At 63.0% G+C, this 11,587-nt stretch carries 12 protein-coding genes; 6 read left to right on the forward strand and 6 right to left on the reverse strand.

Annotated elements, in window-relative coordinates:
- Positions 1-179: 179 nt before the first annotated feature.
- From R0J92_RS14245 to rbfA, 5 genes are all read right to left on the reverse strand, one after another.
- Positions 180-1,184: a calcium-binding protein gene (locus R0J92_RS14245; RefSeq protein ID WP_411052124.1), complete on the reverse strand. Its 1,005-nt coding sequence runs from the start codon at positions 1,182-1,184 to the stop codon at positions 180-182.
- Positions 1,185-1,335: 151 nt separating this feature from the next.
- Complete coding sequence (locus tag R0J92_RS14250; protein ID WP_411052125.1) at positions 1,336-1,857, reverse strand: DUF1643 domain-containing protein; 522 nt, start codon at positions 1,855-1,857, stop codon at positions 1,336-1,338.
- 191 nt (positions 1,858-2,048) lie between these two features.
- The gene (gene truB, locus R0J92_RS14255) at positions 2,049-2,957 is read right to left on the reverse strand and encodes a tRNA pseudouridine(55) synthase TruB (RefSeq protein WP_411052126.1); all 909 of its coding nucleotides are present in this window, start codon (positions 2,955-2,957) and stop codon (positions 2,049-2,051) included.
- Positions 2,958-3,014: 57 nt separating this feature from the next.
- A complete protein-coding gene (locus R0J92_RS14260; RefSeq protein WP_411052127.1) occupies positions 3,015-3,797 on the reverse strand; it encodes a phosphodiester glycosidase family protein in 783 nt (260 codons plus the stop codon).
- A 4-nt stretch (positions 3,798-3,801) separates the two neighbouring features.
- Complete coding sequence (rbfA, locus tag R0J92_RS14265) at positions 3,802-4,197, reverse strand: 30S ribosome-binding factor RbfA (RefSeq protein ID WP_106162661.1); 396 nt, start codon at positions 4,195-4,197, stop codon at positions 3,802-3,804.
- 93 nt (positions 4,198-4,290) lie between these two features.
- Here rbfA and dapB point away from each other — a divergent pair, with 93 nt between their 5' ends.
- The gene (gene dapB, locus R0J92_RS14270) at positions 4,291-5,100 is read left to right on the forward strand and encodes a 4-hydroxy-tetrahydrodipicolinate reductase (RefSeq protein WP_411052128.1); all 810 of its coding nucleotides are present in this window, start codon (positions 4,291-4,293) and stop codon (positions 5,098-5,100) included.
- Between the two features lie 115 nt (positions 5,101-5,215).
- Here the strand turns inward: dapB and R0J92_RS14275 are convergent, their stop codons facing one another.
- Entirely contained in the window at positions 5,216-5,410 is a 195-nt protein-coding gene (locus tag R0J92_RS14275; RefSeq protein WP_317384711.1) for a DUF1674 domain-containing protein, read from the reverse strand.
- 98 nt (positions 5,411-5,508) lie between these two features.
- Between R0J92_RS14275 and R0J92_RS14280 the strand changes: the two genes are divergently transcribed.
- The 5 genes from R0J92_RS14280 (at position 5,509) to R0J92_RS14300 (ending at position 11,550) form a co-directional block, all read left to right on the forward strand.
- Positions 5,509-6,783, forward strand: coding sequence for an RsmB/NOP family class I SAM-dependent RNA methyltransferase (locus tag R0J92_RS14280; RefSeq protein ID WP_411052129.1), 1,275 nt, complete (start codon positions 5,509-5,511; stop codon positions 6,781-6,783).
- 343 nt (positions 6,784-7,126) lie between these two features.
- Positions 7,127-8,872 (forward strand): heparinase II/III family protein, encoded by a 1,746-nt coding sequence (locus tag R0J92_RS14285; protein ID WP_411052130.1) that lies wholly within the window; start codon positions 7,127-7,129, stop codon positions 8,870-8,872.
- Positions 8,873-8,896: 24 nt separating this feature from the next.
- Positions 8,897-10,486, forward strand: a complete 1,590-nt coding sequence (purH, locus tag R0J92_RS14290) for a bifunctional phosphoribosylaminoimidazolecarboxamide formyltransferase/IMP cyclohydrolase (protein WP_411052131.1) — start codon at positions 8,897-8,899, stop codon at positions 10,484-10,486.
- Positions 10,487-10,505: 19 nt separating this feature from the next.
- Positions 10,506-10,988, forward strand: a complete 483-nt coding sequence (gene lspA, locus R0J92_RS14295) for a signal peptidase II (protein WP_411052132.1) — start codon at positions 10,506-10,508, stop codon at positions 10,986-10,988.
- Between the two features lie 55 nt (positions 10,989-11,043).
- Entirely contained in the window at positions 11,044-11,550 is a 507-nt protein-coding gene (locus tag R0J92_RS14300) for a DUF3035 domain-containing protein (protein WP_106162668.1), read from the forward strand.
- The last annotated feature ends 37 nt before the right edge of the window (positions 11,551-11,587 follow it).

Genomic DNA, 11,587 nt, shown 5'->3' on the forward strand with positions numbered 1-11,587 from the left:
TCCAGCACAGGCCCATGGAGAAACCCACGCACGAAGCTCACGAGGTTTGATTCCACGCGCGGATGCGGGTCACTACGGGATCCGGGGCAGTATTGCAAAGGAAAAGCGTGGTGAGGTCACTGGAGCGGTCTGCCAATAGCGGTGCGGGCGCAAGGATCGGCAGGGCACGCGGGCGACTGTCAGGTCGGAATCGGCAGATAGGCGACGTCTTCGTCGTTTGCTTCGACCAAGATGATGTCGTCAGCGGTCAACCCTTCGGCGCCCGTCAGGCGCATCGCTTCTTCACCATCAAGCCTGACGATGGTTTGTCCGGGCACATCCGGGTCTGCCTCGACTTCGAGCGACGGTTGGGCCTCCGTGCCGTCGTAAACGAGCAGGAGCTGATCCTCTTCGCGGTCGAAGTCGATGAGGTCGACAGTGCCCTGCGCAATCCAATCGCCCAGCAGAAGTTGATCTGCGCCGTCGCCGCCGGTCAGCACGTCAGAGGCGCCCGCGATCAGGGTATCATCTCCGTCTCCGCCGTTTACGAAGTCACGCGTGTCGCCATCATCGGCGCCATTGACCAGATCATCTCCGGCACCACCAAACAGCGCATCTTCGCCTTCGCGGCCGGACAGGGTGTCATTGCCATCGTTGCCATGCACCGCATCAGACCCTTCGCCACCGGTCAGTGTGTCATCGCCCTGACCACCATGAAGCGTGTCGTCGCCGCTGCCACCCTGAAGCTGATCGCTGCCAAAGCCGCCATAGAGGGCATCATTGCCATCCTCGCCCGCCAGCGTGTCGGAACCTTCTTCGCCATGGAGTGTGTCGGCGCCGGTTCCCCCGGTCAGAGTGTCGTCTCCCTCATCGCCATAGAGGTCGTCATTGCCGCTGCCGCCATCGATTGAATCATCTCCGGCGTAGCCATTAATCTGATCATCCCCGCCGAGGCCAAGGAGCGTATCATTCGTGGTGCTGCCTGACAGGTGATCGAGCGTGTCGGTGCCAATGTGAGTCGTGCCGAGATTGGTTGCGCTTCCCTCGGTCCCGTCCTCGTCGTCTGCCGCGCTCACATCTTCTGTGTCGCCGTCGGGATCGGAGCCAGAGAGAAATACGTCAGGTGACACAACGTTGTTTCCGGTGCGTGTCACATCCTCGTCAGAGGTCTCCTCATCGTCCTCGTCGGAGTCAAAATCGATCATGATCGCGCTGCCAACAGCAGCGATTCCAAGAATACTGGCCAACCACAACACGGTACTGGTCCACTTCGTACTAGATACACTCAACCAGTATGAAGGATGGCACAGGATAGCTTAAAGCAGAATACAAAACAGGAACATCGGTTAATGAACCCTATGAATCGACCTCCTGAAGCCAGATCCGGGGCGCTTCGGCATACGCGATATAAAGCGGGTGTTTGGGATGTCCGGCCTTGCTGAGACCGAGGTGATGCAGGGGGCGACCGCTTTGGCGCAGAGTGGCGGCCACCTGCGGACCTTGATTGCGGTGCGCGCCATGCGTGCCCCAGGCGCAGATCACCATGTCGGACCAGTCCATGCCCTGCAGCAGCACATCCATATTATCCGGCCCTTCGGGGTCCGCCGCGGCGCGCATGTCGCGCGGATCCGTGGCCCGATAGGCAAAGATATTGGTGGCCTGAAACCCGCCGAATCCCAGCGCCCTGGCCCTACGTTCGCACCGCTCGATGGTGGGGTCGTTCTGTACCTCGGTGGCCTTCGAGGGGTTCAGCATCACGAACATCACCTTCTGCCCCGCCGGATCCCAGATCCGGCTCAGGCTGTAGCGATAGGTCTCGCAATCGGAATAGACGGCGGTGGAGGGCGCATCGCCCTTGACGTGATGGCGGGTGATCATGCCAGCGGTTTTGCCGCATCCCGGCGGAATGCGCAATTCCCCCGGCGTTTTCCCCGGAGGTCTGCAGGTATAGGTCAGCACAGTTGACGTTATGTTTCGCGCGCGAAACAATGGGTCAGGGAGTTTTCCCTATCATTTACAACATCTTAACTGATCTGTCGCGGATGTGAGTGGCCTTCGATCCCCGGGTGTCAGTCCTGATTGAACACCCGGGAGGGATGCAATTCACCCGCCTTGTAGTTGCCCACGGCAACGGCCTTGCCGTCCAGAGAGGCCCAGGCCTCTTCGCCGTACTCCACGTCGGAGGCAATCACCATGCCGGGGTTGCCGTTGCGCAGACGTACCGCGCCCTGCGCGGTGCATTTCAGTTCCGGCAGGTCGATCAGGCCTTCTTCGAGCGGCCGCAGGAACTGGTCGATTTCAGGGGATTTGGCCAGCGCGTCGATCTGCTCCAGCGTGACGCCAACCTCGGCATCAAACGGGCCGGACCAGACCCGCCGCAGCTGCTTCACATGGCCGAGGCAACCGAGTTTCTCGCCGAGGTCGCGTGCGATGGAGCGCACGTAGCCGCCCTTGCCACAGGTCATCTCCAGCACCACGTGATCGGCGTCGGGACGGTCCAGCATCACCAGCTCCTCGACCCAGAGGGCGCGGGCGGACAGCTCCACCTCTTCGCCATCACGGGCCAGCTTGTAGGCGCGTTGCCCGTCGATCTTCACCGCGGAGAACTTCGGCGGTACCTGCTGGATCTCGCCGATGAAGCCCTGCAACGCATTCTTGATGTCTGCATCGGTGGGGCGGGTTTCGGAGGTGGCCAGCACCTCGCCTTCTGCATCATCGGTATTCGTGGCCGCGCCGAGGGTCACGGTAAAGGTATAGGCCTTCATTGCGTCGGTGATATAGGGAACAGTCTTGGTGGCCTCGCCTAGGGCCACGGCAAGCACGCCGGTGGCTTCGGGATCGAGGGTGCCGGCATGACCGGCCTTTTTTGCGTCAAACGCCCAGCGGACCTTGTTCACGACGGCGGTCGAGGTCAGGCCTGCGGGTTTGTCCACCACCAGCCAGCCGGAAATATCGCGTCCCTTGCGTTTGCGTCCCATCAGAGTCCCCTAAAATGTCGGATAAGGCGGGCGGGGTAACGCAGGACGCGAGGGCTGTCAATTCTGCAGCGTGTCTGCTTCCGTATCCGGGATATCCTCGACCACACCCACCACAGGCCCCATCATGAACCCCACATCAGAACGCCCCAGTTCTGGCGCGTGCAGGCGAGAGATATTGCCATCGAAATAGAGCGCTTGCGGCAGGCCGAGATGATCGCGAAACAGGCTGCCGAAATCGTGGAAGTTCACAGCGTTGCGCGAGATCGCAAAAACCACGCGGCTGCCGTCCGCACTGGTGCCGACACCGTTGCGAATGTAGCGAGAATCGCTGTCCTCCAGGAACCGCGGGTGCAGATCGCCGTCGATCACCAGCATCGGCCCGGATTGGGTGGCGCTGGTGCAGGTGGTGTCGCTGGCCTCATAGGCCAAGGTCTCGATCACGTCGGCGCGGTTCGGGCGCAGACAGAACACCCCGTTGGGCACCAGGCCGAAGTTGCCCGGGCCGGGGTTGGTGACCAGCCGCATCTCTTCTGCGCCGTCTTCGACATAGAGCCCGACCGGTGAGCGATCCGTGTGATACATGCCCGCATTTGTGCCAAAGGCGAGGCGTTTGCCGGAGGTCGCGAGATGCGCCTCGATTGTGGAGAAATGCCCCATGACCACGCCATCGTCATCGCGCAGGAACAGGCGCAGGTCTTCACTCGCGGCATCGACTTCGCACAGGCTGAAGCGATTGCCAGCGTAGCTTTCATCGCGGCACTCCACGGCGCTGGCCGCATGTGCCCAAAGAGACATGGACAGACTCAGCGACAGACCGAGCAGGGAGGCACGGGCCCGCATCGCCTCAGTCCTCGATGTCGCGGCGCACCGCGTCCTGTTCGAAGATCCGGCGGGTGTCGTCCATCCGGTCAAAGGTCTCGTCAATCTGAAAGCGCAGATCCGGCGTGAATTTCAGCCCGGTCTTCTTGCCGATGGCGCGGCGCAGCTCTCCCTTGTTGCGGGCCAGCAGCTGCAGCACGTCCTCCTGCCCCTTGCCGCCAAGCGGCAGCACATAGGCGGTGGCGATTTTCAGATCGGGGGAGGTGCGGACCTCGCCGACGGTGATCGAAAGACGGTTTAGCTCCGGGTCGTGAATATCACCGCGCGCCAGCACCTCGGACAAGGTGCGGCGGATCACTTCGCCGACGCGAAGCTGACGTTGAGAGGGACCGGGACCGTCGTGAAATTTGTTCTTAGCCATGAAACCCGCTCTATGCCGAAACCCGCCCTTTGCCAAGCGGTCGCGGTCAGGGTAGGAGGATTCAAGCGGATAGTCCAATCAGAGAGTGAGGCCATGACGGATAAACCAGGGATCGTGATCACCGGCGCTTCGGGGCGCATGGGGCAAATGTTGATCAAGACGGTGCTGGAGAGCGACAAGGCCGAGCTGGCGGGCGTGGTGGAGCGCGAGGGCCACGACTGGATCGGGCAGGACATCGGTATTGCCATTGGCGGCGCCGCGCGAGGCGTGATTGTCACTGATGACGCGCTGGAGGCTTTTTCCGGGGCGCAAGCGGTGATCGATTTTACCGCGCCTGAAGCAACGATCGCCTTTTCGCAACTCGCGGCACAGGCGCGCTGCGTGCATGTGATTGGGACCACCGGCATGACGGAAGAACAGATCGCGCGGTTGCAGCCAGCTGGTCGTCAGACAGTGCTGGTGCGGGCGGGCAATATGTCTCTGGGGGTGAACCTGCTGGTGCAGCTGACAAAAAAGGTCGCTGCCGCGCTGGATGAGGATTTCGACATCGAAGTGATCGAGGCCCATCACCACCACAAGGTCGACGCGCCTTCCGGCACTGCGTTGATGCTGGGCGAGGCCGCGGCCGAGGGCCGGGGTGTCACGCTTGCGGATGTTGCGGACCGGGGCCGCGATGGCATTACCGGCGCGCGCAAGTCGGGCGATATCGGCTTTACTGCCATTCGGGGCGGCGACATCGTGGGCGAGCATGACGTGCTGTTTGCCGCCGCCGGCGAGCGTATCGTGCTGCGTCACATGGCCACTGACCGCGCGATCTTTGCCCGCGGTGCGCTGAAAGCGGCGCTCTGGGGGCAGGACAAGGCGCCTGGTGAGTATGACATGATCGACGTGCTCGGCCTCTGAGGTTTCTGGGCCGCCCTTGCGGGCGGCTGCCTCCGGCGGAGGTATTTGGCAAAAGATGAAAGGTAGCGGCGCCCTGTTTCATCTTTTTGAAAATATCTCGGGGTGAGCGCCCGGCTCAGAAGTCGATAGCGATGCCCTTTTTCTCCCAATCACCATAGCGGGCCGGGTCGGGGCCGTCGCGACCGCCCAGTTCGATTGGCTGCGCTGATTCTGCTGCGCGGGCTTTGCGGCGCGCCTCGGCTTCGGCGAGCGCGCGCTGGGCGGCGGGGGGCAGATCCTCTGCGCGGGGGGCTTCGGGGGCGTCGCTCATGGGGTCTTCTCCGCAGGGTGGGTTTCATTATGCTTGCGCCATGATATACGCCCGCGTCCGCTGTGGACAAGCCGATGCCCCATCAGGAGAGCAATTGCATGAGTGACCGCCCAACATCCGCAACCGATGCCCGCCGCGCGGCGGTAGCGCTTCTCGACAAGGTTCTGGGTGAGGGGCTGTTGCTGTCCGAGTGTCAGGCGCAGGTTCTGGACAAGCTGGAACCGGCGGACCGCGCCCGGGCGCAGCGGTTGACGCTGGAGGTGCTGCGGTCATTGGAGCGCGCGGACCGGGTGTTGCAGAAACACTTACGCAAACCACCGGCGCTGTTTGTGCGCAATGCCTTGCGTTTGGGCACGGTTGAGCTGTGCTCGGGCGGTGCGGCGCATGGGGTTGTGAATGACATCGTCAATCTGGTGGCGCGCCATCGCCGCCACGGGCAGCTCAAGGGGCTGGTCAATGCGGTCCTGCGCAAGGTCGCTGAGGAGGGTCCGGCGGAATGGGCCAAGCTGCGGGTGCCACGCCTGCCGAAATGGCTGCGTAGCCCGCTGGCGCAGGCCTGGGGCAGCGAGGCCATGCTGGGGATCGAGGCGGCTCATCTGCGGGGGGCGCCGCTGGACCTGAGCGCCAAGCCCGGCGTGGATCTGTCGGCATTGGGCGGCGGGCTGACTCCAACCGGCAGTTTGCGGCTGGAAGAGGCCGGCCAGGTCTCAGCCTTGCCGGGGTTCGAGCGGGGCGATTGGTGGGTGCAGGATGCGGCGGCAGCACTCCCCGCGCGGATGCTCAATGCGCAGCCCGGTGAACGGGTGCTTGATCTGTGTGCAGCACCTGGCGGCAAGACCTTGCAGTTGGCGGCTTCGGGGGCCGATGTCACGGCGGTTGATATCTCGGAAGGCCGTCTGGCACGTTTGCAAGAGAACCTAGCGCGCACCGGCTTGTCGGCGAATGTGATTGCCGGTGATGTCATGGCGCAGAGCGGGCAATACGACGCGGTACTGCTGGATGCGCCCTGCTCCGCCACGGGCACCATCCGTCGCCATCCGGATCTGCCCCATGCCAAGGACGGTGCCGGGTTTGGTGCGCTGATCGAGCTGCAGGCGCAGATGCTGGCGCATGCCTGGACGCTGGTGAAACCCGGTGGCCGCTTGGTCTATTGCACCTGTTCGCTATTGCCGGATGAAGGCGAGTGTCAGATCGAGGATGCGTTGGAGATGTTCCCTGAGGCGCGGGTTGGCGATGGCGTCAGGACGCTGGAGGGAATCGATGCAAGCTGGATCACTGAGGAAGGCGGACTGCGTCTGCGTCCGGACTACTGGCCGGAGGTCGGCGGCATGGACGGGTTCTACATGGCGGAGCTTGTGAAAGCGGACGTCTAGCGACTGATTTTTTCGGCAACAACGGTTACCGGGGGGGGAGGGCTCCCGCGCCCGCAGGTGCCTTGCCGGCGGCAAGCCCCCTTGGCGGTCTTGGGCCCGGCCCTTGACCCTCCATGGGAGGGTCAAGGGTCCCGCCTTGCGGGCCATTTGGCCTGCAAGGCGCCAGGCCCAACGGGAGCGGATCATCTCCGCATGATCCGGCGACGGGCGGGAGCGTCCCCGACGGTGTGTCAGCTCCGGTTTCATGGTTCTCCGACGCAGCTGTGACACAGAGCGCATGACACCCGCGCCACCGCGCGTTATCCTCTGGCCAAAACGCCAAAGGCGTGTGAGGCAAGAGAGCATGTCCAGATACGATCGAATGGCCAGTCGCGGAACGCGTCTGCTGAACCGCTATACCGCCTGGAAGGCGCGCAAGCAGCCTGCGGCTACGGGATTCGTGTCGCAGCCGGAACCGCGCACCATCGGCAGCTTTGCGCGCGGGCGCCAGCTGGTGGCCGGCAACCTGCTGCTTGCGGGCTATCTGGTCGAGAGCAGTACCACAGGGCTGTGGGATGTCGACGCGCCGGATTTTGCCTTCGAGGCGGAGCGGCAGGGCTGCACCTGGCTCGACGATCTAGCAGCCGTCGGCGACATCAAGGCACGTCGCAAGGCGCAGCATTGGGTCTGGGGCTGGATCGACGAGTTTGGCAATGGCACTGGCCCGGGCTGGTCACCGGATCTGACTGGTCGCCGCGTGATTCGATGGATCAACCACGCGCTGTTCCTGCTTAGTGGCCAGGACAAGCCAGCCTCGGACGCCTTTTACCGGTCACTGTCGCAGCAAACCTGGTTCCTGTCGCAGCGCTGGAAAGGGGCTTCGCCGGGGCTGCCACGCTTCGAGGCACTCACCGGGCTGATTTATGCCGGGCTGGCGCTCAAGGGCTGCGAGGAGCTGGCGGACCCGGCGGTGCGGGCATTGGCACAGGATTGCGAAACGCAGATCAATGCCGACGGAGGTCTGCCCACTCGCAACCCGGAAGAGTTGCTCGATGTCTTCACCCTGCTGACCTGGGCGGCGGCGGCCCTGCACGAAGCCGGGCGCTCGGTGCCCCGCGAACATCATGCCGCCCTGGACAGGATCGCGCCCACCCTGCGCGCGTTGCGCCATAGCGATGGGGGACTTGCGCGGTTTCACGGCGGTGGGCGTGGGCAGGAAGGCTGGCTCGACCATGCCTTGGCGGCCTCACATGTGCCAGCGCGTGCCTTTGATGGATTGGCGATGGGATTTGCCCGGCTATCTGCCAGGCGGACTTCGGTGATTGTTGATGCCACCGTACCGCCGGTGAGCAAAGCGTCCTATAACGGACATGCCTCAACCTTGGCGTTCGAGCTGACCTCTGGTCGGCGTCCGTTGATCGTGAACTGCGGCGCGGGTGAGAACTTTGGTCTCGAGTGGCGTCGCGCCGGGCGGGCGACACCATCGCATTCTGCCCTTTGTGTCGAAGGGCATTCCAGCGCCCGGCTGGCGCAACCGCAGAAGGGCACCGGTCATGAATTCCTGATCGAGTCGCCCACTGAGGTGCCGATCGAGCGCGAAGACCTTGATGATGGTTACCGGTTTCAGGGCGCGCATGATGGTTATGCCCGCCACTTCGGGGTAACTGTCGCCCGCGCATTGGAGCTGTCCGTGGATGGGCGGATGGTTTCGGGCGAGGATATGTTGCTCGCGCTGGATGGGGCAGCCAAGAAACGCTTCGACAAGGCGCTGGATTCCGGTGGGCTGCAGGGAATCGGTTATGATTTGCGGTTCCATTTGCACCCGGATGTGGATGCGGCCCTTGACTTGGGGGGCGCGGCAGTATCCATGGCGCTCAAGAGTGGGGAAATCTGGGTATTCCGTCACGACGGTCAATGCGACCTGAAGCTGGAAACCAGCGTTTACCTGGAAAAGACCCGCTTGAAGCCGCGTCAATCGCTGCAAATTGTCCTGTCGGGCCGGGCCATTCAATACGCGACCCAGATCCGCTGGACCCTCAGCAAGGCGCAGGAAACGGCCGTGGCCGTGCGCGATCTGGCCCGCGACGAACCCATGGCCTACGAAGAGTGAACCTGAACAAGGATTCTGACACCGATGACCGACCTCCACCCCGTCCGCCGCGCCCTTCTGTCCGTCTCTGACAAAACCGGGCTGATCGAGCTGGGCAAATCCCTCGCTGAGCGCGGGGTTGAACTGCTCTCGACCGGTGGCACTGCAAAAGCGCTGCGTGATGCGGGTCTCGCCGTTCGGGATGTGTCTGATGTGACCGGCTTCCCGGAAATGATGGACGGTCGTGTGAAAACATTGCACCCGATGGTGCATGGCGGTCTGCTGGCGCTGCGCGACAATGATGCCCATGTGGCGGCGATGACCGAGCATGGCATCGGTGAGATCGACCTTCTGGTGGTGAACCTCTACCCGTTCGAGGCGGCACTGAAGCGCGGTGCGGCCTATGACGAGATGATCGAGAACATCGATATCGGCGGCCCGGCGATGATCCGCGCGGCGGCCAAGAACCACGCGTTCGTCAACACCGTGGTGGATGTCGAAGACTACGGCGTACTCTTGGAGGAACTGGACCAGAACGACGGTCAGACCTCTTTCGTGTTCCGTCAGTGGCTGGCGCAGAACGCCTATGCCCGCACGGCGGCCTATGATGCGGCGGTGTCGAACTGGATGGCCGGTGCCATCGGCCTGGAAGCGCCGCGTCGCCGCGCCTTTGCTGGACAGATCGCGCAGACGCTGCGCTATGGTGAGAACCCGCATCAGGACGCAGCTTTCTACACCGATGGCAGCGACCGCGTGGGTGTTGCCACCGCACAGCAGCTGCAGGGCAAGGAGCTCTCCTACAACAACATCAACGACACCGACGCGGCCTTTGAGCTGGTGAGTGAATTCGCCCCCGAGGACGGCCCTGCTGTGGCGATCATCAAACACGCCAACCCTTGCGGTGTGGCCCGGGGCGCGACCTTGATTGAGGCCTACACAAAGGCATTCGACTGCGACCGCACCTCGGCCTTTGGCGGCATCGTGGCGCTGAACCAGCCGCTGGATGGCGAAACCGCCGAGGCGATCGCCCAGATCTTTACCGAGGTGGTTATCGCGCCGGGCGCATCCGACGAGGCCAAGGCGATCTTTGCCGCCAAGAAGAACCTGCGCCTGCTGATCACCGATGGTCTGCCCAACCCGCAGGACGCAGGCCTGACCACCCGTCAGGTCTCGGGCGGCATGCTGGTGCAGGACAAAGACATTGGCCACCGCGCGATGGATGACCTCAAGGTGGTGACCGAAAAAGCCCCCAACGAGGAACAGATGGCGGATCTGCTGTTTGCCTGGAAAGTTGCCAAACACGTGAAATCCAATGCGATCGTCTACGTGAAGGACGGTCAGACCGTGGGCGTTGGTGCAGGCCAGATGAGCCGTGTGGACTCTGCCACCATCGCTGGCGTCAAGGCGCAGCGGATGGCGGATGCGATGGAGCTGCCCGCAAGCCTCGCGAAAGGGTCTGCCGTGGCGTCCGATGCGTTCTTCCCCTTTGCCGACGGTCTGATGGAGGCGGCGGCCAATGGCGCCACCTGCGTCATCCAGCCCGGTGGCTCGATGCGCGATGATGAGGTCATCAAGGCCGCCAATGAGGCGGGGCTGGCGATGGTCTTCACCGGCATGCGTCACTTCCGTCACTGAGCCCGGAGCAGTAACTGATATGCGGAGCTACGTGCTTTACCTTGCCGCCTTTGTTGCGCTGATCATTGATCAGGCAACAAAGATCGGGGTCGTGTTCGGCCTCGATCTGGTCAATCGGCTGCGACTCGACGTGGCTCCGCCGCTCCTGACCTTTCGGTATGGCGAAAACCGCGGCATCAACTTCGGCCTGTTCGACGGCGGCAGCGACGCAAGTCGCTGGGCGCTGGTGGTGATCTCACTGGTGATCTGCGTTGCGGTGTTCCTCTGGGTGCGCCGCAGTCATGGCCAGAGCTGGATGATGCAGCTCTGTGCCGGTCTTGTGATCGGCGGTGCGCTGGGCAATGTGGTGGATCGGGTGCTTTATGGCTATGTGCTCGACTTTCTCAACATGTCCTGCTGCGGCGTGAACAATCCCTTTGTTTTCAACGTCGCGGATATCTTTATCTTTGCGGGCGCGGCGGGGTTGATCCTGTTCGAAGGCCGCGCGAAAAAGCCCGCGTGACCTCTTGCGCGATATGCGCTAGAGGTGACTGAAACGTCTAAGAGGACCGCGCCCCATGCGCTTTGCGACTGCACCGATCATTCTGGGTTCCGTTTTGCTGTTGTCGGCCTGTGGCAACAAACCGCTGCATGATCTTGATGCGCGCCGCAACAGTCCCGATGAGTTTCTCGTGCTGCCCAGCAAGCCGCTGGAAGAACCAGCAAGCTATGCGGCTCTGCCGGAGCCGACCCCCGGCGGACGCAACCGCACGGATCGCGACCCTAAGGCAGAAGCCGTGGTGGCCCTGGGCGGACGCCCAAGCGGCACGGATATTCCTGCCGGCGATGGCGCGCTTGTGACGGCCGCCAGCCGATATGGCGTGCAGGGTGATATTCGCGAGTCGCTGGCAACAGAGGATGCGAAGTATCGCAAACGGGCCGGTATTCTTGCCAACATCAAGCTGTTCCCGGTCGACCGCTACGCCGAGACCTACGAGCGTCAGGCGCTGGACCCTCAGGATGTGAGTACGGCGTACCGTCGGGCCGGTGTGCCGACCCCCTCTTCGCCGCCAGAAGGCGAATAACCCTTCACAATTTCGGCAAACCGGCTTGTGGCTGGCG

Source organism: Tritonibacter sp. SIMBA_163, assembly GCF_046535935.1.
In the GTDB taxonomy this organism is placed as follows: Bacteria; Pseudomonadota; Alphaproteobacteria; order Rhodobacterales; family Rhodobacteraceae; genus Epibacterium; species Epibacterium scottomollicae.

What these genes read in the sequence shown, in the direction of transcription:
- R0J92_RS14245 (WP_411052124.1), bottom strand. Translation starts at nt 1,184, where the DNA reads ATGATCGATTTTGACTCCGACGAGGACGATGAGGAGACCTCTGACGAG.
- R0J92_RS14250 (WP_411052125.1), bottom strand. Translation starts at nt 1,857, where the DNA reads ATGATCACCCGCCATCACGTCAAGGGCGATGCGCCCTCCACCGCCGTC.
- truB (WP_411052126.1), bottom strand. Translation starts at nt 2,957, where the DNA reads ATGGGACGCAAACGCAAGGGACGCGATATTTCCGGCTGGCTGGTGGTG.
- R0J92_RS14260 (WP_411052127.1), bottom strand. Translation starts at nt 3,797, where the DNA reads ATGCGGGCCCGTGCCTCCCTGCTCGGTCTGTCGCTGAGTCTGTCCATG.
- rbfA (WP_106162661.1), bottom strand. Translation starts at nt 4,197, where the DNA reads ATGGCTAAGAACAAATTTCACGACGGTCCCGGTCCCTCTCAACGTCAG.
- dapB (WP_411052128.1), top strand. Translation starts at nt 4,291, where the DNA reads ATGACGGATAAACCAGGGATCGTGATCACCGGCGCTTCGGGGCGCATG.
- R0J92_RS14275 (WP_317384711.1), bottom strand. Translation starts at nt 5,410, where the DNA reads ATGAGCGACGCCCCCGAAGCCCCCCGCGCAGAGGATCTGCCCCCCGCC.
- R0J92_RS14280 (WP_411052129.1), top strand. Translation starts at nt 5,509, where the DNA reads ATGAGTGACCGCCCAACATCCGCAACCGATGCCCGCCGCGCGGCGGTA.
- R0J92_RS14285 (WP_411052130.1), top strand. Translation starts at nt 7,127, where the DNA reads ATGTCCAGATACGATCGAATGGCCAGTCGCGGAACGCGTCTGCTGAAC.
- purH (WP_411052131.1), top strand. Translation starts at nt 8,897, where the DNA reads ATGACCGACCTCCACCCCGTCCGCCGCGCCCTTCTGTCCGTCTCTGAC.
- lspA (WP_411052132.1), top strand. Translation starts at nt 10,506, where the DNA reads ATGCGGAGCTACGTGCTTTACCTTGCCGCCTTTGTTGCGCTGATCATT.
- R0J92_RS14300 (WP_106162668.1), top strand. Translation starts at nt 11,044, where the DNA reads ATGCGCTTTGCGACTGCACCGATCATTCTGGGTTCCGTTTTGCTGTTG.